At 63.2% G+C, this 21,887-nt stretch carries 17 protein-coding genes; 8 read left to right on the top strand and 9 right to left on the bottom strand.

The features are described from left to right. Positions 1-217: 217 nt before the first annotated feature. The gene (locus NHH88_04150) at positions 218-2,590 is read left to right on the top strand and encodes a penicillin-binding protein 1A (GenBank protein USX14998.1); all 2,373 of its coding nucleotides are present in this window, start codon (positions 218-220) and stop codon (positions 2,588-2,590) included. Positions 2,591-2,699: 109 nt separating this feature from the next. On the opposite strand, the gene cyaY is transcribed toward NHH88_04150, so the two are convergent. Next, positions 2,700-3,041, bottom strand: a complete 342-nt coding sequence (cyaY, locus tag NHH88_04145; GenBank protein ID USX14997.1) for an iron donor protein CyaY — start codon at positions 3,039-3,041, stop codon at positions 2,700-2,702. 311 nt (positions 3,042-3,352) lie between these two features. Between cyaY and lysA the strand changes: the two genes are divergently transcribed. From lysA to NHH88_04125, 4 genes are all read left to right on the top strand, one after another. Beyond that, on the top strand, positions 3,353-4,630 hold the full coding sequence (gene lysA, locus NHH88_04140; GenBank protein ID USX14996.1) for a diaminopimelate decarboxylase: 1,278 nt from the start codon (positions 3,353-3,355) through the stop codon (positions 4,628-4,630). Positions 4,631-4,717: 87 nt separating this feature from the next. After that, positions 4,718-5,872, top strand: coding sequence for a helix-turn-helix transcriptional regulator (locus NHH88_04135; protein ID USX14995.1), 1,155 nt, complete (start codon positions 4,718-4,720; stop codon positions 5,870-5,872). Positions 5,873-6,044: 172 nt separating this feature from the next. Then, positions 6,045-7,613: a glycoside hydrolase gene (locus tag NHH88_04130; GenBank protein ID USX14994.1), complete on the top strand. Its 1,569-nt coding sequence runs from the start codon at positions 6,045-6,047 to the stop codon at positions 7,611-7,613. A gap of 86 nt (positions 7,614-7,699) precedes the next feature. Continuing rightward, a complete protein-coding gene (locus tag NHH88_04125; protein ID USX14993.1) occupies positions 7,700-9,322 on the top strand; it encodes a family 43 glycosylhydrolase in 1,623 nt (540 codons plus the stop codon). Between the two features lie 54 nt (positions 9,323-9,376). Here the strand turns inward: NHH88_04125 and NHH88_04120 are convergent, their stop codons facing one another. From NHH88_04120 to NHH88_04090, 7 genes are all read right to left on the bottom strand, one after another. Continuing rightward, positions 9,377-9,901, bottom strand: coding sequence for a hypothetical protein (locus tag NHH88_04120; protein ID USX14992.1), 525 nt, complete (start codon positions 9,899-9,901; stop codon positions 9,377-9,379). Continuing rightward, positions 9,841-10,317, bottom strand: coding sequence for an Rpn family recombination-promoting nuclease/putative transposase (locus NHH88_04115; GenBank protein USX14991.1), 477 nt, complete (start codon positions 10,315-10,317; stop codon positions 9,841-9,843). The genes NHH88_04120 and NHH88_04115 overlap by 61 nt, the downstream gene beginning before the upstream one ends. 63 nt (positions 10,318-10,380) lie before the next feature. Next, on the bottom strand, positions 10,381-10,995 hold the full coding sequence (locus NHH88_04110) for a sulfoxide reductase heme-binding subunit YedZ (GenBank protein USX14990.1): 615 nt from the start codon (positions 10,993-10,995) through the stop codon (positions 10,381-10,383). A gap of 2 nt (positions 10,996-10,997) precedes the next feature. Further along, positions 10,998-11,975 carry a protein-methionine-sulfoxide reductase catalytic subunit MsrP gene (msrP, locus tag NHH88_04105; protein ID USX14989.1) on the bottom strand — a complete coding sequence of 326 codons (978 nt, stop codon included), beginning with the start codon at positions 11,973-11,975 and terminating at the stop codon, positions 10,998-11,000. Between the two features lie 176 nt (positions 11,976-12,151). After that, positions 12,152-13,306 carry a c-type cytochrome biogenesis protein CcsB gene (gene ccsB / locus NHH88_04100; protein USX14988.1) on the bottom strand — a complete coding sequence of 385 codons (1,155 nt, stop codon included), beginning with the start codon at positions 13,304-13,306 and terminating at the stop codon, positions 12,152-12,154. A gap of 41 nt (positions 13,307-13,347) precedes the next feature. Next, the gene (locus NHH88_04095; GenBank protein ID USX14987.1) at positions 13,348-15,435 is read right to left on the bottom strand and encodes a cytochrome c biogenesis protein ResB; all 2,088 of its coding nucleotides are present in this window, start codon (positions 15,433-15,435) and stop codon (positions 13,348-13,350) included. A 133-nt stretch (positions 15,436-15,568) separates the two neighbouring features. Then, complete coding sequence (locus tag NHH88_04090) at positions 15,569-16,240, bottom strand: cytochrome c4 (GenBank protein USX14986.1); 672 nt, start codon at positions 16,238-16,240, stop codon at positions 15,569-15,571. 147 nt (positions 16,241-16,387) lie between these two features. Between NHH88_04090 and yihA the strand changes: the two genes are divergently transcribed. Together yihA and hemB are read left to right on the top strand one after the other, a co-directional pair. Continuing rightward, positions 16,388-17,119 (top strand): ribosome biogenesis GTP-binding protein YihA/YsxC, encoded by a 732-nt coding sequence (gene yihA / locus NHH88_04085; protein ID USX14985.1) that lies wholly within the window; start codon positions 16,388-16,390, stop codon positions 17,117-17,119. Between the two features lie 16 nt (positions 17,120-17,135). Continuing rightward, a complete protein-coding gene (gene hemB, locus NHH88_04080) occupies positions 17,136-18,152 on the top strand; it encodes a porphobilinogen synthase (GenBank protein ID USX14984.1) in 1,017 nt (338 codons plus the stop codon). A gap of 146 nt (positions 18,153-18,298) precedes the next feature. Here hemB and acpA read toward each other — a convergent pair whose 3' ends face one another. Next, on the bottom strand, positions 18,299-20,440 hold the full coding sequence (gene acpA, locus NHH88_04075; GenBank protein USX14983.1) for an acid phosphatase: 2,142 nt from the start codon (positions 20,438-20,440) through the stop codon (positions 18,299-18,301). A 146-nt stretch (positions 20,441-20,586) separates the two neighbouring features. Here acpA and NHH88_04070 point away from each other — a divergent pair, with 146 nt between their 5' ends. Continuing rightward, entirely contained in the window at positions 20,587-21,870 is a 1,284-nt protein-coding gene (locus NHH88_04070; protein USX14982.1) for a c-type cytochrome, read from the top strand. Positions 21,871-21,887 lie beyond the last annotated feature (17 nt).

The following is a 21,887-nucleotide window of genomic DNA, read 5'->3' as shown; positions in this document are numbered from 1 at the left end:
ATTAAATCGTGCCTATATAAGTGTAAAGATATTTCTGCTGTGCACGATTGTTACAGTGTGAGACTTTCGCCACACTTATTGTTGCGTGCGTGGCAGCAAAAACAACTCCGTTGTTTTGTTGGTCACGGGAAAGTATTTCTGTCGCAAGGCACAGCGCGCCGCAGGGGTTGGCGCTCGCTTATAATGCTTCGCACTCATAACAGAAAGATCGAACTGCATGGCTTCCTCCAATTCGGCACCGCCACCCTCCTCCGACAAGTCCGCCAAGGGCGCCTCGAAAAAACCGGGCAAATCGTCGTCGCGGCCGTCGCGTATCCTGTTGATGGCCGGCCTGTCAGTGCTCGGCCTGGGCGTGGGCGCCGTGCTGCTGGTCGTGTTCGGCCTGGCGATGGCCTATCCCAACCTGCCGGAACTCGACACCCTGACCGACTACCGCCCGAAAATGCCGCTGCGCATCTTCTCGGCCGACAACGTGCTGATCGGCGAGTTCGGCGAGGAGCGCCGCAACCTGGTACGCATCAAGGACATCCCGGACGTGATGAAAAAGGCCGTGCTGGCGATCGAGGACGACCGCTTCTACCAGCACGGCGGCATCGACTACACCGGCATCCTGCGCGCGGCCGTGCACAACGCCACCGGCGGCGCCAAGCAGGGCGCCTCGACCATCACCCAGCAGGTGGCCCGCAACTTCTTCCTGTCGAGCGAGCAGACGCTCAAGCGCAAGGCCTATGAAATCCTGCTGGCGTGGAAGATCGAAAAGAACCTGACCAAGGACCAGATCCTTGAGGTCTATATGAACCAGATCTACCTGGGCCAGCGCGCCTACGGCTTCTCGTCGGCCGCGCAAATTTACTTCGGCAAGAACCTGCGCGACATCACCGTGGCCGAGGCCGCCATGCTGGCCGGCCTGCCGAAGGCGCCGTCGGCCTACAACCCGGTGGTCAACCCGAAACGCGCCAAAACCCGCCAACAGTACATCCTGCAGCGCATGCACGCGTTGGGCTATATCACGGACTCGCAGTTCGAGACCGCCAAGGCCGAGCCGCTCAAGGTCAAGACCGACAGCAGCGAGTTCGGCGTGCACGCCGAATATGTTGCGGAAATGGCACGCCAGCTGGTCTATGAACAGTTCAAGGAGGACACCTACACGCGCGGCCTGAACGTATTCACCACCATCACCAAGGCCGACCAGGACGCCGCCTACCTGGCGCTGCGCAAGGGCGTCATGGACTACGAGCGCCGCCACGCCTACCGCGGCCCGGAGGCGTATGTCGACATCCCGGCCAGCAAGGAAGAGGCCGACGACGTCATCGAGACCGAGCTGGCCGACCACCCGGACAGCGACGACATCGTCGCCGCCATGGTGCTCAAGGCCACGCCGCAGCAGATCGTCGCCGTCACCGCCTCCGGCGAGGAGATCAAGATCGCCGGCGCCGGCCTGGAGATGGGCCGCTCGTGGCTGTCGGAAAAAGCCCTGCCGAACAAGCGCATCCGCCGTGGCGCGGTGATCCGCGTCATGCAGGAGGGCAAGGACTGGGAAGTGACGCAGATGCCGCAGATCGAGTCGGCCTTTGTTGCGGCCAGCACCGAGGACGGCGCCATCAAGGCCATGGTCGGCGGCTTCGACTACAACCGCAACAAGTTCAACCACGTCACCCAGGCGTGGCGCCAGCCGGGCTCGTCGTTCAAACCGTTCATCTACTCGGCCTCGCTTGAGCGCGGCCTGTCGCCGTCGACCATCATCAACGACGCGCCGATCTCGTTCGACGCCGGCCAGACCGGCGGCCAGGCGTGGGAGCCGAAGAACTACGACGGCAAGTACGAGGGGCCGATGTCGATGCGCCGCGGCCTGACCAAGTCCAAGAACATGATCTCGATCCGCATCCTGCACAAGATCGGCGCCAAGTACGGCCAGGAATACACCACCCGCTTCGGCTTCGACGCCGACAAGAACCCGCCGTATCTGACCTTGGCGCTGGGCGCGGGCAACGTCACGCCGCTGCAGATGGCCGGCGCCTACTCGGTGTTCGCCAACGGCGGCTACAAGGTCAGCCCCTACCTGATCTCCAAGGTGACCGACGCCGACGGCAAGATCCTGTCGCAGGCCAATCCCGACAAGGCCGGCGACGAGAAGAACCGCGTCATCGACGAGCGCAACGCCTTCCTGATGGACAGCATGCTCAAGGACGTGGTGCGCTTCGGCACGGCCGCCAAGGCGCTCTCGCTCAAGCGGCCCGACATCTCCGGCAAGACCGGCACCACCAACGACTCGATCGACGCCTGGTTCGCCGGCTACCAGCCCAAGCTGGTGGGCATCGCCTGGATCGGCTACGACCAGCCGAAGAACCTGGGCAACCGCGAGACCGGCGGTGGCCTGGCGCTGCCGATCTGGATCAATTTCATGCAAAAGGCGCTGAAGAACATCCCGATCGAGGAACGGGCCGTGCCGGAGGGGGTGATGCTGGTGGGCGACGAGTACTACTACGCGGAGAATCCGCCGGGGACGGGCGTGCACAACATCGACGGCGCCGCCCAGGGCACGCCGGCGGAAGAGAAAGCCAAGGACGCCGTCAAGAACGAGTTGTTCTGACGCGCATCATCTGGAACACCGTCTGAAACACGTAGGGCGGATTAGCACAGCGTAATCGGCCATCGATGTGCCGCCGACGGCGCATCCATGGCCGATTACGGCGTTCCGCCTAATCCGCCCTACGGGTCACCACCACCGGCGCGCCGCCCTGGGCGGTGACGATCTCCGACAGCGCCGCGAACAGCTCGGAGCCGTCGCGGGTGTTGAGCCACTTGCCGTCCTTCTGGCGGTAGTGGAAACCGCCCGAGCGGGCCGCCACCCACAACTCCTGCATCGCCGCCTGACTGTTGACGATGACCTTGGAACCGTTGTCGATGAACTCGATTTCCAGCACGTTGCCACTGCGGCTGCACTCGACGTCGACCATGTCGTCGTCGTTCAATTGATCCAAGGCCGCCTCGATCGCGTCGAGGGTGGCTTCGGCCTGCGCCAGGAATTCTGATTCGCCCATGCTACACTCCAATATCTATAGTCAATCCATGATTTTATCGTGAAGTCCTCTTTCCGTTTGTTTATCGGCGCCACCACCCTGGGTCTGACCGTATTATTGGGCGGCTGCGGCCAAACCGGCCCGCTGTACCTGCCCAACCCGAAAGCCAAGCCAGCCAAGAGCGGCGCGGCCAAGGTAACGCCCGCCGGCACCCCGGCCACTGTCACGCCCGTCGCGCCAACCGACACGTTGCCCGGCGCGCCCGCCACACCGGTTCCCGTGACGCCGTCCCCGGTTCCGTCCACTCTCCCAGCACCCCAACAATAATTACTATGTCGCAATTTTCGTATCAAGACGGCGTGCTGCACGCCGAAGGCGTCGCGCTGAGCGCCATCGCCGAACAGTTCGGCACGCCGACCTATGTGTACTCGAAGGCGGCGCTGCTGGCCAACTTCGCCTCCTATGCCGACGCCTGCGCCGGGCGCGACGCGCTGGTCTGCTACGCCATGAAGGCCAATTCCAACCTGGCCATCCTGGACCTGCTGGCACGCCAGGGCGCCGGCTTCGACATCGTCTCCGGCGGCGAGCTGCTGCGCGTGCTGGCCGCCGGCGGGGACCCGCGCAAGGTGATCTTCTCCGGCGTGGGCAAGAGCGCCGACGAGATGCGCCTGGCGCTGTCGCACGACATCCTGTGCTTCAACGTCGAGTCGATCCCCGAGCTGCACCGCCTCAACGAGGTGGCCGGCGCCATGGGCAAGACGGCGCGCATCTCGCTGCGCGTGAACCCCAACGTCGACCCCAAGACCCATCCGTACATCGCCACCGGCCTGAAGGCGAGCAAGTTCGGCGTCGCCTTCGACGACGCGCTGGCCACCTACCGCACCGCCGCCACTTTGCCGCACCTGGAAGTGGCCGGCATCGACTGCCACATCGGCTCGCAGCTGCTGGATGACGCGCCGCTGCTGGAGGCGCTCGACCGCTTGATCGAGCTGATCGATAAGCTGGGCGACGAGGGCATCGTGCTGCACCACGTCGACATCGGCGGCGGCATCGGCATCGACTACCGCGAGGCGGGCGAGGCCGCGCCGGTGCCGGTGGGTGACTACCTGGGCCGCCTGTTCGCCAAGATCGACGCCTGGCGCGCCGCGCGCCACGACGGCCAGGCCATCAAGGTGATCTTCGAGCCGGGCCGCTCCATCGTCGGCGACACCGGCGTGCTGCTGACCCGGGTCGAATTCCTCAAGCACGGCGAGGAGAAGAACTTCTGCGTGGTCGACGCGGCCATGAACGACATGGCCCGCCCGGCCCTGTACCAGGCCTGGATGGACATGCAGCCGGTTTCGATCGGCAACGCCGACGCGCTGACCTACGACGTGGTCGGCCCGATCTGCGAATCGGGCGACTGGCTGGCGCGCGACCGCGCCCTGGCGGTGGCCGCCGGCGACCTGCTGGTGATGCACACGGCCGGCGCCTACGGCATGACGATGGCGTCGAACTACAACACGCGCGGGCGCGCCGCCGAGATCATCGTCGACGGCACCGTCTGCCACGAGGTGCGCCGGCGCGAACAACCGGCCGACCTGTTCGCGCTCGAGTCGCTGATCAAGTAAGCTGAAGTGTTCCAATGGAAGCCGCCCGCCGCGAGGCCGGCGGCTTCTTGATCTATCAATCCGCTGATAATCCGCGCCCGGCCATCGATGCAGGAATTCTATAAAAAGACGCTGTACGGTTTCCTCATGCTGCTGGCGGCGAGCGTGCTGGCCAGCTACGTCTGTGTCAGCCTCAGCTATCTGAGTGCGCCGCTGCTGCCGCTGCGCGACAGCGCCCTGCCCTGGCGGGTCAAACCCGACTCCGACCTGCCGCAATCGCTCGCCCGCATCGACGGCGACAGCCGGCAGCTGGCCTTTAACTTCACGCTCTCGCCGGACCGGCCCTATCCCTTCGCCGCCGTCGGCCTGTTCTTCACCGACCGCGACGGCGCGCCGGCGCACATCGATTTGTCGCGCTACACGTCGGTGGCGTTAACTGCCAAGTGCACACCGGCCAACACCTTGAGCCTGACCGCCTCCACGCTGGAGAAAAAAGTCTCCCGGCGCGGCGACTGGCTGACCTACCGCGCGCCGTCGGCGTTTTTCTCGTGCGGCACGAACGGCTCGTCGGTCGAACTCGATCTGACGCGGCTGGAAACGCCGCAATGGTGGTTCGACATGTTCAAGCTGGACCTGTCGCACCAGGCGTACAAGCTCGACCAGGTGCCGAAGCTCTCCGTCGGCAGCACCTTCCAAAGTCCGAAAAACATCGAGTCGCGGGTCGAAATCCACAGCATGGTGCTCACCGGCCGCGACTATCGCTACCTGACGGCGCTGGCCATCCTGCTGGGCGTGTCCTGGGCCGGTTTCGGCCTGTGGACGTTCCGCCGGCACACGCGCGCGCTGATCGCCGACGTCAAGGAAAAGCTGCGTAAGGATTTGCCGCTGGTCGCATATCAGCAATTGTCGATAGAACCGCACCGGGATAAGGAAAAGGCGACGATCCTGCGGTATATCGCCAACGGCTACGCGAACGCGGAACTCGACCTGGAACAAATCGTCGCCGAGACCGGTGTTAATCGCAATAAAATCAACGATATTCTTAAATCCGAATTCGGCCACACTTTCAGCGGTTATTTAAATAAACTGCGGCTGACCGAGGCGGCCCGTCTGCTGGCGGAAAAAGAAACGGCGGCGGTGGCGGAAATCGCCTATTCGGTCGGCTATCGCAATGTTTCGTATTTCAACAAGCTGTTCAAGGAGGAATACGGATGCACGCCGAAAGCCTTCAGGACCGTGTGCGAACGCCCGGCCGGGGACTAGCCGGCACGCGCGGATAGCGCTAACACCAACTCGAAAATTCGTAGCAAAATCTGCATTCCCGTAGCAATTGTGCCCGGAGGCGCTGGCGCAACCCGTGCGCTGGCGCTACGCTGGGTGGTCATGCCGCATTGCCAACGCGCGGTGTCCGTCCACCTTTCGAAAGCCGAAACGAATGAGTTTTAATCCACTCGCAACGATGTTGCTCAGCGCAGCCCTGGTGTTTCCATTTCACGGAAACGCACAAGATCGCGTCGTCGATCTGAATGTCAAACAGGTTCAGGGAAAACTAAATAAAACCTTTAATTTCGCGATCGGCGCCGGCCGCGCCAACGAGGGATTGCGGGCGGATTGGCAACAGCAACTGGCCGAAATAAAACGCGACGCCGGCTTTAAATATATCCGCATGCACGGCTTATTGACCGACGACATGGGCGTCTATAAAACCGACGCCAAAGGCAATGACGAATATAACTTCCAATATGTCGACGCGCTGTTCGATTACCTGATCAGCATCGATGTCAAACCGTTTGTCGAACTCGGCTTCATGCCGTCGCCCATGGCCAGCGGCAACAAAACCGTCTTCTGGTGGAAAGGCAACGTCACGCCGCCGCGCAGCTACGAGCGCTGGGAAAAACTGATCCAGGCGCTGACCAAGCACTGGACCGAGCGCTACGGCCGCGCCGAGGTGGCAAAGTGGTACTTCGAAGTCTGGAACGAGCCCAACCTCGACGGCTTCTGGGCCGGCACGCAAGCCGAGTATTTCAAGCTGTACGCCCACGCCGCGCGCGGCGTCAAGAGCGTCGACCCGAGCTACAAGGTCGGCGGGCCGGCCACGGCCGGCGCGGCCTGGATCCCGGAAATGATCGCCTACTGCAAGGAAAACAACGTCCCGCTCGACTTCGTCAGCACCCACACCTACGGCGTCGGCGAGGGTTACCTGGACGAATACGGCACCAAGGGCACCGTGCTCATCAAGGACGAAGCGGCGGTCAGCGGCGACGTGCTGCGCAACCGCAAGGAAATCGGCGCGTCCGCCATGCCGAAGCTCGAGCTGCACTACACCGAATGGAGCTCGTCGTACACGCCGTCCGATCCGACGCACGACAGCTACCACCAGGCCGCCTACATCCTGCAAAAGCTCAAGCAGGTCGGCAACGCCGCGCAATCGATGTCGTACTGGGTCTTCACCGACATCTTCGAGGAGCCGGGTCCGCGCTTCGAAGCCTTCCACGGCGGTTTCGGCCTGATGAATACGCAGGGCATCAAAAAGCCGGCCTACTTCGCCTACCAGTTCCTCAACCAGCTGGCCGACACCGAGCTGAAAAACAAGGACGCCCACTCGCTGGCGACGGTCAACGCCAAGGGCGAAGTCCAGGTGCTGCTGTGGGACTACACGCACACGCTGCCGGAAGGCACCAACAACCAGCAATACTTCGTCAAGGACCTGCCGCCTAAGGCCAAGGGCAAGGTCGACGTCAAACTGCAAGGCTTGAAGCAAGGCGTCTACAACCTGAGCATCGCGCAAGTCGGCTACCGTAAAAACGACGCCTACACCGCCTTCATCGACATGGGTTCGCCCAAGCAGCTGACCCGGCCGCAAGTGGACGCGTTGAAGTCCGAAGCCACCGGCAAGGCGTCCGAACGCCGCACGGTGCGGGTGGGCGCCGACGGCCGCGCCAGCCTCTCGTTGCCGCTGCGCGAAAACGACGTCTACCTGCTCAAGCTGACCGCCGGCAAATAAACCCCGGGGGTCAGGTCCGACATTCGGACACGGGCTGGGCCGTAAGAGGCCCAGCCGACCCTGTTCATTTTCACTGGAGACAGCAAGTGACCAATCAATCGCGCAGAGACGCGTTCAAAACCCTGTTGACCGGCGCCGGCCTGAGCATCGCGCCGGGTATCGCGCCGGCGGCCGAATGCGCCGCCGCGCCCGTCACCGCTGCGCCGCGCCAGTGGCGCCGGGGCATCGAAGGCCAACGCCAGGCCGACCAGGGCGACGGCACCTATATCAACCCGATCATCTCGGGCGACCATCCCGATCCGACCATCCTCAAGGACGGCAAGGATTACTACCTCACCTACTCGTCGTTCTACTCGTATCCGGGACTGGTGATCTGGCATTCGACCGACCTGGTGAACTGGCGCCCGGTCGGACCCTCATTGTCGAAGCCGCTGGGCACGATTTGGGCGGTCGACCTGTGCAAGCACAACGGCAAATATTTCATCTACATCCCGGCCGCGCCCGATGGCAGCGCCTGGTCGATCTACGCCATCTGGGCCGACCGCATCGAAGGTCCGTGGAGCGAGCCGGTCGACCTGAAGATCAGCGGTTGCATCGATCCCGGCCACATCGTCGGCGAGGACGGCAAGCGCTACCTGTTCGTCAACGGCGTCCGCAAAATCCGCCTGACCGACGACGGGCTGGCGACCGACGGCCCGCTCGAGCAGGCGTACCAACCGTGGCGCTATCCGGACGATTGGGTGGTGGAGAACTTCGCGCCCGAAGGCCCCAAGCTGCTTAAACGCGGCAAGTGGTTCTACCTGGTGACCGCCGTCGGCGGCACGTCCGGACCGGTGACCGGCCACATGGTCATCGCCGCGCGCTCGACCTCGATCCATGGGCCGTGGGAGCATTGCCCGCACAACCCGCTGGTGCGCAGCCTGAGCACGGCCGAGCCATGGTGGTCGCGCGGCCACGCGACCCTGGTCGAGGGGCCTGCCGGCGACTGGTGGATGGTGTACCACGGCTACGAGAACGGCTACCGCACCCTGGGACGCCAGACCCTGCTCGAGCCGATGGAATGGACCGACGACGGCTGGTTCCGCGCGCTGGGCGGCGACCTGTCCAAGCCGCTGGCCAAACCGAAGGGTGGCAAGGCGGGACCGGCGGGCCAGGCCTTGTCCGATGATTTCAAGCGCAACCGCTTCGGCGTGCAGTGGACCTTCCACGATCCGGCGCCGGACGAGGCGAAGCGGGCGACGTACACGGCGCAGGGATTGCGGATTACAGGCCGCGGCGCCTCGCCGGTGGACAGCCGGCCGCTCACCTGCGGCGTAGGCGACCGCAGCTACGAGGTGGAGTTGACCATGGAGCTGAACGGCCAAGCCGAGGGCGGCCTGCTGCTGTTCTACAACCACAAGGCGTTCGTCGGGCTGGGCTTCACGCCGGAGCTGATCAAGACGTTCCAGCATGCGGAAGAGCAATCGTGGATGCGCGCCAACCGCGCGACGTCATCGGTGCGGGTACGCATGACCAACGACGATCACGTCGTCACGTTCCGCTATTCGCACGACAACGGCAAGACCTGGGTGCTGCACGGCATGCGCATGGAGGTGTCGGGCATCCACCACAACGTGTTTGGCGGCTTCCTGAGCTTGAAGGTGGGGATTTACAGCGCGGGCAGCGGCAGTGTGCTGCTGCGTGATTTCAAGTATCGAGCGCTGGCTTGATGGGGGTGGCCGCTTGCCCGGTTTGCCGGGCTGGCGGCCACGATACTGCCAAAGTCAAGCCGACTGCTTGTCGGCAAATATTTCCCGTACCGTTTTGGCATCGAACAAGCGATCAAACCAGCGATCCAGATCCTCCATCTGTGCACGTTCGATACGCTTATCCAAACGTGAAGACAACGGCCCAAACCGCTTGATCAGCATTTGTCTCAGCCGATCTCGGTGGACGTCAAGCATTGCCTCCTGCCGCATCACCTCCTTTAGTAAATCAAAGTATGTAACGTGCATCGCTTTGTCCTCCGTACTGACGTCGCTGCGATTAATCATACGCCGCAGTCGCACGCCGCGCAAACGATTTGCCGCCCAAAGCACGATCCCCATGTCCAACGTCAGGTCAGGTGTTGACGGCCTCATAAGCCGCCATTTTTCGAGTTCATCTGTAACTTCCTGCTCACCCCGCAACCTGTCTATCCGGAAGGCGATGGCCGCACAATTGCTGAGGCCAGAAAGCGCTTCGCTACTCAGTCTGCGTTGATCGACGAGAACATAACGCTGGGCCGCTTGCAACGGTTGCAGATCCAACGGCAGCGGCGCCACCATATCTTACTGGCAGACCACGGCCGCTCGCCGTTATAAAGCACAACAGGAAATACAGGAGGGAGTTGAAAGGGCTTTGGCAGCTCGTGGCGTTTGACCAGATCCTGATACAGCAGGCCGACATAAACCTGCATGCGAAGTGCCATCCAGGGATCTGAACGCGATTGGAATTCGAGCAGCAGGTAGAGGTAAATCCATTCACCGGACAAGCGTGCTTTCCACACCATGTCGCTGTGCCGCTGCTGGCCGCCGTCACCGACATAGCTGCCGCTGACGCGTTCGAAGCTGGTCACGTCCAGCTGCCGGACCCATGTGCCGGGAACGAAGCCGAGCAACAAGTCGCGCACCATTTCCGGATGCGCGAACAGTTGCTTGTATGCGGTGTCGTCTTCGCTCGCCATCCAAGGATTGTAGCGATGGTCGCATGCGCCGCCATTGGGCGCGCGCAAACGCCCGACGCCCGCTTACGCCGCCTTGGCCTTGGCGCGCGCCCAGTACACGCGCATCAGCAGCAGCACGCCGAGGATGGTGCCGTAGATGATGGGCTCGGTGAAGTTGTGCTTGCCGGCCTTCATCCACCAGAAGTGCAGGATCGCCAGCGGCGCGATCACGTAGATCAAGCGGTGCAGCCACTGCCAGCGCTTGCCGCCCAGTCGTTTGACCATGGCGTTGGTGCTCGTCACCGCCAACGGGATCAGCAACACGAAGGCGATGAAGCCCACCGTGATGAATGGCCGCTTGAGCACGTCCTTCCACATCTCCGTGAAGTCGAAGAAGTGATCGAACCACAGGAAGGTCATGAAGTGCAAAAACCCATAGAAGAACATGTACAGCCCCAGCATACGCCGCAGCTTGATCAGCCAGTTCCACTTGGTCAGCCGACGCAGCGGCGTCACCGCCAGGGTGAAGCACAGGAAGTACAAGGTCCAGTCGCCGGTGCCGCGCGTGATGAATTCGAGCGGCTCGACCAGTTGCCCGGTCACCGTCAAATAGACCATGCGCAACAAGGGCACCAGCGCCAGCACGAAGACGGCGGCCTTGATCAGGCCGGCCTGCCGCGCGGTTGGATTGAACGTCATGTTTAGAAGTACTTTTTCAGATCCATGCCGGCATACAGCGGCGCGACATCGTTATAGCCGTTGAACATCAATGTCTTGCGCTTACGCGCCAGGAAGCCGTCTTCGCCGATGCGGCGCTCGGACGCCTGCGACCAGCGCGGGTGGTCGACGTCCGGATTGACGTTGGAGTAGAAACCGTACTCGCGCGGCGCCGAAATATTCCACGACGTGCGCGGCTGGTCCTTGACGAAGCGGATCTTGACGATCGACTTGCCCGACTTGAAGCCGTACTTCCACGGCAGCACCATGCGCACCGGCGCGCCGTTCTGGTTGGTCAGGTTCTCGCCGTACATGCCCAGGGTCAGCAGCGCCAGCGGGTGGTTGGCCTCGTCGATGCGCAGGCCCTCCGTGTACGGCCAGTCGAGCACGCGGCTGCCGACGCCGGGCATTTGCTTCTTGTCAGCCAGGGTGATGAATTCGACGTACTTGGCGTTGCCGGTCGGCTCGACCTTTTTGATGATCTCGGAGAACGAGTAGCCGATCCACGGAATCACCATCGACCACCCTTCCACGCAGCGCAGGCGGTAGACGCGCTCTTCCAAAGGCGCCAGCTTCATCAGCGCGTCGATGTCGAGCGTCATCGGCTTCTTGACCTCGCCTTCGATGGTGACGGTCCACGGACGGGTCTTCAAGGTGCCGGCGTTTTGCGCCGGGTCGCTCTTGTCGGTGCCGAACTCGTAGAAGTTGTTGTAGGTGGTCGCGTCCTTGTACGGCGTCTGCTTGTCGAGCGCCGAGTAGGCCGGGTTGAGCTTGGCGGCCAGCTTGGGATTGGTACCCTGCGCGAACGCTTCGCGGTTGGCCATCTCCAGCAAGGCCGCGCTGCCGACCGCGCCGAGGGCGATCTGCTTCATGAAGCTGCGGCGCGATTCGTACAGTTCGCGCGGCGTGATTTCCGACGAAAACGGCAGGTCGATGCCGTTGGGGCTACGCTTGATCAGCATGTTGACTCCAGAAAGGTGCAAGGTTCAAACTCGGTTACCAATAGCCTGAACATTACACCAATCGTCGCAAGCCGCTGATTACATTGCGATTACATTTTGTTGTCAGCCAGTTAACCCGCAGAGCCTGGCGGGGTCGTACCCCGTACGGCGTACGCCCCCTGTGTCGCCGTGCGGGTTTAAAGCTTGCCGTAGGAGTGCAGGCCTGACAGGAACATATTAACGCCCAGGAAGGCGAAAGTGGTCACCAGCAGGCCCACCAGCGCCCACCACGCCGCCGGACGGCCGCGCAGGCCCGTCATCAGGCGCATGTGCAACCAGGCCGCGTAGTTGAGCCAGACGATCAGCGCCCAAGTCTCCTTCGGGTCCCACGACCAGTAGCCGCCCCACGCCTCGGCCGCCCACAGCGCGCCCAGGATGGTGGCGATCGTGAAGAAGGCGAAACCGGCCGAGATGGCCTTGTACATGACGTCGTCCAGCACCTCTTCCGACGGCAGGCGGTCCTTCAGATAGCCCGAGGTCTTCAGCAGATAGGCCGACGCGACCATCGCCGCCAGCGCGAAGTTGCCGTAGCCGATGAAGTTGGCCGGCACGTGGATTTTCATCCACCAGCTTTGCAGCGCAGGCAGCAGCGGCTGGATCTCGGCGGCGTCGCGCGAGGTGGTGTACCAGAACAGGAAGCCGATGGCGGCGCTGATGATCAGCAGCACGAACGGGCCCATCTGGCGGGTGGCGTAGCGCTGCTCGAAGTACAGGTAGAACATCGCCGTGATCAGCGAGAACAGGATGAACACTTCATACAGGTTCGACACCGGAATGTGGCCGACGTCGGCGCCGATCAGGTAGGACTCGTACCAGCGCACCATCATGCCGGTCCAGCCGAGCACGACGGCGGCCCAGCTCAGCTTGGAGCCGAGGCTGGAGATGGAATCCGAGCGGCCGGCGAAACCGATCCAGTAGAACAAAGTGGACAGGCAGAACATCACGCTCATCCACAGGATCGCCGATTGGCTCGACAGCATGTAGCGCAGCCAGAACTTGGTGCTGCCCATGTCGAGCTGGCCGTCGTACATCGAGATCGCCCACAGCGACAGCAGCGCCACCAGCGGCATCAGCCAGCGCACCGGCTTCCAGTGCCAGCCGAGCGCGGCGAAGGTGGGCGCGGTCAGCAGCAGGATGGTCTTTTCGTAGACGTCCATGAAATGGCCATAGCGGTTCAGGCCGAACACGGCGCCGGCCAGCAGCGCCAGCGCGAAAATCCAGTCGAACGTCGTCAATCGCTTGAAATAGCCTGGCGCCTGAATATAGGTTTGCTGAGTTTTAGTGAGTTCCATTGTGTTCTCCGGTACCGCTGGTTTGCCGCACAGTGTCGCAATTACGCCGATTGTGGCAGCTTTTCTTTCAAAGTTTCATATTCGCGCTCGAAATCGAGCGTCTTGCGCTGCGTGCTCATGGCCATCAAGGCCTCGGCGCCGTCAGTTCCATCCTTGATCCACACCCATAGCCTGCGCTCGCGGATGTAGAACATCGAAAACACGCCCAGCACCAGCAGCGCGCAGCCGAGGTATACCACGTTCTTGCCCGGCGAACGCGTCACCTGGAACACCGATGCCTTGACCTCGACGAACTCGTCGAGCTGCAGGTACACCGGGGCGCCGTAGAAGAAGGCGTCCGACAGCGCGTTCGTGGCCAGCAGCAGCCAGCGCCCGTGGCTCTCGTCGGCGGTCACTTCCGGCAGGCCAGACTTGGCGCGCGCGGCCTGCCACAGCTCCCACAGGCTGCCGTTGAGGATCTTCATGAACACTTCGGCGGTCTTCTCGCGGCCCGCCTCCGGCACCTTTTCCAGGAACTGCGAAATGGACAAGAAGCCGGCGGCCTTGCTGTCGCCAGCGAACAGGGCCAGGCTTTTCTGCGCCGACGCCTCGATCTGTTCGCGCAGGGTTTCCGCGTTCGGCCCCTTGGGCGCGGCCCGCTCGGCGTAGCGTTTGGCGGCGGCGTCGCGCAGCGCCGGATCGGTCAGCGCGGCGCGCAGGCGCATCCACTCGTTGACGCTGTGCGCGTCGTCCGACGGGATGCGCAGGAAACTGAAGGCGTCCGACGGATTCGAGCGCACGCCGGCCAGGAACACCGTGGCGCCATCGACGGTGACCGGCTGCATGTAATTCTGGAATTCGCGCGCCTGGCCGGTCTTGTCGCGCAGTTTGTACTGCACGCTCGGGCCGACGTTCTTCAAATCCTTGTTGTTGGCGTTGCGGCCGGCCGAGCCGGTGTGCTTGTCGAGGCCCTGCGCGAACTGTTCCTGCAAGCTCTTGCCCTGGGTGACGGCGCGCGCGTCCTGGCTGGCCAGGTTCTCGACGTTGAACGGACGGAAGCCCGACCACTCGACCGTGTACTCCTTGCCCAGCGGCGTGTTGCCGCCGACTTCGCCGGCGATGGCGAACGGCGTGGTGTCGCCGCCGGTCATCGGGAAGCCGGTCAGCTTCAGTTTGCTGCCGCCATCCTCAAAGCTGGACTGGTAAATCGCCAGGCCCTTGTACAGCAAAGGCTTGTTGACTTCGATGACGGCCTTGACCACCTCGCCGCTGGCGTGGTCCTTGACCTCGACCTCGCTGGCGAACAGCTTGGGCATGCCGGTGCTGTAGAAGTCGATGGTGAATTTCTTCAGGTTGATCGTCACCGGCAATTCCTGGATCAGCACGCCGTCGGCGCGCTGCAGCAGCGCGCTGTCGCTCGATCCGCCCTCGGGGATCAGGGTGTTGCCGCGGAAGGTGGGGTTGGCCGTGCTCAAACGGTGCTGCGGCGGCACCGCCGAGATCAAGCCGCTGCCGCCGAACGGCGTTTTGCCAAGGAACCATTCCTGGAAGCGGATCGGCATATCCGAATCGAACAGCGCGCCGACGCAAATGATGACGATGGCCGAGTGCGCAAAGATATAGCCGAACTTGTTCGCCGCGCCCTGTTTGGCGGCCAGCAAGATGCCGTTGTCTTTTTCCACCAGCTTGACCTTGTAGCCGGCGTCGGCCAGGCGGGCCGCGGTTTGTTGCGCCAGCGCCGCGCGGGCCAACGGTGCGCGCCACTGCATCTTGTGGTGGAAGTTCAACAGCGACTGCTCGCGCACGTTCTCGCGCCAGCTGCGCATGTCCTTGATCATCTTCGGCGAATTGCGCGCGATGCACAGCGAGGTCGACGTCACCAGCATGCCCATCAGCAGCAGGAACCACCACGCCGAATACACGGAATACAAGCCGACCTTGTCGAACACCTCATACCAGAACTGTCCGAACTGGTTGATGTAGTTCGAGGTCGCCTCGTTCTGCTTCATCACCGTGCCGATGACGGCGGCGATGGCGATCATCGCCAGCAGCGCGATGGCGAAGCGCATGGAGGAAATCAGTTCAACGATCTCGCCGACGATGGGGCGGCGCGTCTTCAGTTCGATACCGGTGGTGCTGGGGCTACTCATGCGTGGGACGTCTCAATAAAAGATGCAGCTAACAAGTGTATCACCCGCCACCAACAAAAAGGGCAGCCCGCTTACGCTGCTGCCCTTGGTCTGTTCGCGGCGCCTCCCCCCCTTGCGGGGCGGCGGCACGCGCTTACTTCAAGCCGGCGACGTAATCGGCGACGGCTTTCATTTCCTCGTCCGACATGCGCTGCGCGATCGTGGTCATCTGCGCGCTGTTCTTGCGGCCGCCGGACTTGAACAGGCCAAGCTGGGCAACCGTGTAATCCTGATGCTGGCCGGCCAGACGCGGATATTGAATCGGGATGCCGCCGCCGCTGGCGCCGTGACAGCTGGCGCAGGCCGGGATGTTCTTGTCGGCGATGCCGCCACGGTAAATCTTCTTGCCCAGTTCGATCGTGTCCTTGTTCTTCGCTGCACCCGGCTTGGCGGCCTGGGTGCTCAGCCAGGCCGCGACGTTGCGCTTTTCCTCGTCCGTCAGCATCTTGGCGTAGGTCGTCATCACCGGTTGATTCCGCTCCGGCGTCGTAAAGTTCACCAACTGCTTATAAATATAGCCCTCGTGCTGGGCCGACAGTTTCGGATTGATGGCGATGGTCGAATTGCCGTTGGCGCCGTGGCAGGAAACACAGGCCGGCAGGCCGCGCGCGTTGTCGCCGTCGGTGTACAGGGCGCCGCCCTTGGCCGCATCAAGTTTCGCCGCAGGGGCCGCGACGGTTTTTTTCTCTTCGGCGGAGACGGAGGCAGAGACTGCCAGCAGAGCGATGAGCAAGGATTTTACAAATGGTGAAAACACACGATTCATTCAAGCACCCTGAGACGAGTCTAAAAAGTTTTTTTGAAACTGTCGCCCACGCTAGCACGAAATATGCATGGCAACACTTCGTAACCACTCATTGTACAATAGCTTTCCAGCATATTTGCTCCCTTTTGTTGCATTTTTCCCCATCCCATGTCCAAACTCTGGCAAGCCCGCTTCTTTACGACCGTCAACCAATTGCGTGATCTGCCCGACACCACGGTGCCGGAAATCGCCTTTGCAGGTCGCTCCAACGCCGGCAAATCGACCGCCATCAATATCCTGTGCAACCAGAAAGGTCTGGCGTTCGCCTCCAAGACCCCTGGCCGCACCCAGCACATTAACTACTTTTCGATCGGCGGCGCGCACGTCGCGCAGCACCGCAAGGACCCGACCATCGTCGCCGAGATCGAATGCCTGCTGGTCGACTTGCCCGGCTACGGCTACGCGGAAGTGTCCGGTTCGGCCAAGCTGCACTGGCAGCGCCTGCTGGGCGACTACGTGCAGCGCCGCGAACAGCTGGCCGCGCTGATCCTGATCATGGACTCGCGCCGCCCGTTCACCGACCTGGATATCCAGATGCTCGAATGGTTCGCCCCGACCGGCAAGCCGATCCATTGCATTCTGACCAAGGTTGACAAGTTGAACCGCAACGAATCGGTCAACGTGCTGCGCCAGGCCAAAGCCAAGCTCGACAGCTATGTTGACGAAGACGGCGAAGGCTTCCCTTTCACCGTGCAACTGTTCTCCGCGCTCAAGCGCATCGGCATCGACGAAGCCAACGACAAGATCCTGGAACTGGCCGGCGTCACCGACGAGGAAGCGGCGGCCCAGGTCGAACTGATCGAGATGGAAGACGACGTCGAACCGGACGACAAAAAATAATTTAAAGGTTTTCACGATGCACACGCCCCACGCCTCCGCCCAATTTCCCGGCATCCGCATGCGTCGCATGCGCCGCGACCCGTTCTCCCGCGCGCTGATGCGCGAGAACGCGGTCACGGCGTCGGACTTGATCTACCCGGTGTTCATCCTCGAAGGCACGCACCAGCGCGAGCCGGTGCTGCCGATGCCGGGTGTGGAGCGGGTCTCGGTCGACCTGTTGCTGAAGGTGGCCGAGGAATGCGTGAGCCTGGGCGTGCCGGTGCTGGCGCTGTTTCCGGTCATCGACGTGGCGAAGAAGACCCCGGACGGTATCGAGGCGACCAATCCGGACGGCCTGGTGCCGCGCGCCGTGCGCGCGCTGAAGCAGGCGTTCCCCGACCTGGGCATCCTGACCGACATCGCGCTCGACCCGTACACCAGCCACGGCCAGGACGGCCTGATCGACGGCAACGGCTACGTCATCAACGACATCACCACCGACATGCTGATCCGCCAGGCGCTGTGCCACGCGGACGCCGGCGTCGACGTGGTGGCGCCGTCGGACATGATGGACGGGCGCATCGGCGCGATCCGCGCGGCGCTGGAGGAAAAGGGCCACATCCACACGCGCATCATGGCGTACTCGGCCAAGTACGCGTCGGCGTTCTACGGCCCGTTCCGCGACGCGGTCGGCTCGGCCGGCAATCTCGGCAAGGGCGACAAGAACACCTACCAGATGGACCCGGCCAATTCCGACGAGGCCCTGCGCGAAGTGGGCCTGGACCTGGCCGAGGGCGCCGACATGGTGATGGTCAAGCCGGGCATGCCGTACCTGGACATCGTGCGCCGCGTGAAGGATGAATTCAAGGTGCCGACGTTCGCCTACCAGGTCAGCGGCGAGTACGCGATGATCAAGGCGGCCGCGCAAAACGGCTGGCTCGACCACGACAAGGTGATGATGGAATCGATGCTGGCGTTCAAGCGCGCCGGCGCCGACGCCGTGCTGACCTATTTCGCGCTGGACGTGGCGCGCCTGCTCAAGGCCGCGAAGTAAATCCGGCGCCGGCGCCAGGCGCCAGCGAAAAAACCACATAGACACGTAGGGCGGATTAGGCGGAACGCCGTAATCGGCCAATGCATGTGCCGTCGAAACGCATGCATGGCCGATTACGCTGCGCTAATCCGCCCTACGTGATCGGCTTACTCCTGCGGCGTCAGCGCCAGCGCGGCGCTGAAGTCGCCCATCGGCTTGCCGCCATTGTCCGCCAGCGCCTTGTCGCGCACCGTCAAGCCATCGAGCACCGGCAGGTTGAAGCGGTGGGTGATGGCGCGCAGGATCGACGCCGAGTCGTACTGCGTATGGTCGACCGAACCCTTCTTCACGAATGGCGACACGATGATCGCCGGCACGCGGGTGCCCGGGCCCCAGCGGTCGCCCTTCGGCGGCGCGGCGTGGTCGTAGAAGCCGCCGTTTTCATCGTAGGTCACGATGACCAGCATATTCTTCCACTGCGGGCTTTGCTTCAGCTTGGCGATGACGTCGGCGATGTGGGCGTCGCCGTCAGCCACCGAGGCGTAGCCGGGATGCTGATTCAGGTTGCCCTGCGGCTTGTAGAACGCCACCGGCGGCAAGGTGCCGGCGGCAACATCGGCCACGAACTGGGTGTCGTAATCCTTCAGATGCGCCGCGCGGTAGGCCGGGTTCGTCACCGGGTCCATCTCGGCGTAGTAATTGAACGGCTGGTGGTGGAACTGGAAGTTGGGCGGATTGGCGAACGCGCCGCGCCCGGTGGCGGTGGCGTTGGCCGTGGTGCTGTTCCAGGCGCCGGCATACCAGGCCCAGTCGATGTTCTTACTGCTCAGCATGTCGCCGATGTTTTTCTGCGTCTGTGGCGGCAAAGTGTTGGCCTTGGCCGGATCGGCGTACAGGTGGCTGCCGTCGGCGCCGGCCGGAGCGTTGCTGCTCGGCTGGAACGGCGGCTGCATGGTGTTGACCGCGTAGAACATGCCGCTGGCGTCGGCCGGCGTCAGGGTGCTGTCGTTGGCGTAGGTCTGCGCGCCGTTCAGCACGCTGCCGGGCGAGGTGGCCGACGGCGTCAGGCGCACGAAGTTGCCCTTGGCGTCGACATCAATCTTCGAGATCGACGCGGCCGCCACCGACTTGTCGGCGTTCGGGTATTGCGGCGCGCAGGCGCAGATCAGGTACTGGTGGGTCAGGAACGAGCCGCCGAAGGCGCCGATGAACAGGTTGTCGGCCAGCGCGTATTGCTTGGCGATGTCCCACATCTTCATCTTGCTGCCATCGTAATAACCCATGGTCAGGCCCCCGGCGTCCGAATACAGCGCGAACTTGTCGTTGGCGCCGCCGTTGATCTGCATCTGGTTGTTGTAGAAGCGGTGCACCAGGTCGCGCGTGATGACCGACTGCGGGATCGCGATCGGGCTGTTGACGTCGTCGATCTGGAACGGCTTGTTCGGCAGGTTGGCCGACTGCGCCTGCGTGATCACAAGGCTCTGGCCGGCGGCGGTCATGCCGCCCCAGGTGGGCGGCAGCACGGGCAAGGTACTGTTGTCGGCATCCTTCTGCGCCACGTAGCCGCCGGTCGAAGTCGGGTTGGCGCCCGGTACGCCGTTAGCGCCCGGGAACAGGCCGTACAGATTGTCGAAGCCCCGGTTCTCCGCGTAAATGACGACGATGTTCTTGATGTTGCCCAGCGCGGCGCCGGCGCTGATGGCGTTGGCCACGTCGGCGCTGGCGCTCTGCGTGCCGGCGGCGGCGATGACGGCGGTGAAGTTGTCGTTCTCGGCCTTCAGCCTGGCTTGGTCGTCGCCGGAGACCTTGTTGACGTCGGCCAGCAGATTGCTTTCGGCCACGCCGATGCGCGCTGCCAGCTGCGCGCTGGCCTTGGCGAAGTCGCCGCCGTTGGCGTCCATGATGGCGCTCAGCTCGGTGCTGATGGCGTCGATGATGCCGGTGTGGCCGTTCGGCGCGCGAAACACCAGCTTCTGCGCGACCTTGGTGCCGGCGTCGCCCAGCGCGTCGTGGCGGATGGCGTCGGTGCCGACGGTGACCAGCAACGGGCCGCTGTTGGTGCCGGTCACTTTAAAACTGCCGTCGGCGCCGGTGCGCACGCTGCCTGAATTGCTGTCGCAGGTCAGCTTTGCGCTGCCGCTTTCCAGGCAGACCGAGGCGTTTTCGTAGTAACTGCCAACCACCTGGCCGGACAGGGTCGGCACATCGCCGTCGGAGGAACTGCCGCAGGCGATCAGGCCGGCGCCGAAGCCGGCCGCCAACAGCAGCATCGGCAGCGGCCGAAGGGCGGTTTTCAGTTTGGATGTCATGTTCTTGCCTTGAGGGTGGGATGAAAGCGGCTCATGCTAGGCGGCGAATATGTCAGGACGATGAAATGAAACGGCCGGAAATGTACCGTTTTGTATCGTTCTTTAACAGTCATGTAGTCGTCATGTCATATTGGTAGGCTGCACGCATGAAAATTATTTATGCAGTTTTGCTGGCCGTGCTGCTGGGCGCCTGCCAGCGCGAGACGCCCACCGCACATGCCACTCCCGCCGCAGTGACACCAACCTCCGCCCCCGCCGCCGATGCGCCGCGAGCCGCCTATGCGCCGCCGGCCGGACGGCGGCCGACAGTGCCCGAGCTGACCGAGCTCGGACGCGCCATGTTCAACGACGCCAGCCTGTCGGCGTCGGGCAAGCTGGCCTGTGCCAGCTGCCACAGCCCCGACAACGCCTACGGTCCCAACAACAATCTGGCGGCGCAGTTGGGCGGCGCCGACGGCAAGACCGAGGGCACGCGCGCGACGCCGTCGCTGCGTTACATCCAGAACGCGCCCGCCTTCAGCGAGCACTACCATGATGACGATGGCGACGACAGCACCGACGCCGGCCCCACCGGCGGCCACGACTGGGACGGCCGCGCGCGATCGGCGCACGAGCAGGCGCTGGGGCCGCTGCTGTCGGCGCGCGAGATGGGCAACGAGGATGAGGCGGCAGTGCTGGCGCGACTACAGGCCAGTCCGCTGGCGGCGAAGTTCCGGGAGGTGTACGGCGCAGACATCTTCGCGCGGCCCAACGCCGCCCTGCAGGGCGCGCTGATGGCGCTGGAAGTGTTCCAGGAAAGTCCGGCCGATTTCTATCCTTACACCAGCAAATACGACGCGTTCCTGCGCAAGCAGGCCACGCTGTCGGCGCCGGAGTCGCGCGGGCTGAAAGTGTTCAACGACGAAACCAAGGGCAACTGCGCCTCCTGCCACATCAGCCGGATCTCACCGGGCGGCGTGTTCCCACAGTTCACTGACTACGGCCTGATCAACATCGGCGTGCCGCGCAACCGCAAGCTGCTGGTCAACGCCGATCCGCGCCACTACGACCTAGGACTGTGCGGCCCCGACCGCACCGACCTCAAGGACCGCAAGGAATATTGCGGCCGCTTCAAGACGCCGTCGCTGCGCAACGTCGCGCTGCGCAAGGCCTACTTCCACAACGGCAGCTTTAGCCGGCTGGAAGACGTGGTGCGCTTCTACGCCACGCGCGACACGAGACCGATGAAGTGGTACAAGGATCGCAAGTTCGACGATCAGCCGGCCGGGCTGGACGCCAACGTCAACATGGAGGCGCCGTTCGGCGGCCGCCCCGGCGGCGCGCCGTCCCTGAACGAGCGCGACATCGCCGATCTGGTGGCTTTTCTCAATACCCTGACCGACGGCTACCGGCCAGTCGGGTCGGCATCGGTCCACCCTGCCATCAAATAGTTCTTGACCAGCCTACC

The organism is Oxalobacteraceae bacterium OTU3CAMAD1, assembly GCA_024123915.1.
GTDB lineage: Bacteria > Pseudomonadota > Gammaproteobacteria > Burkholderiales > Burkholderiaceae_D > Rugamonas.
Note: the sequence above shows the minus strand (reverse complement) of the source record. Positions and strands in the feature narration are given on the sequence as shown.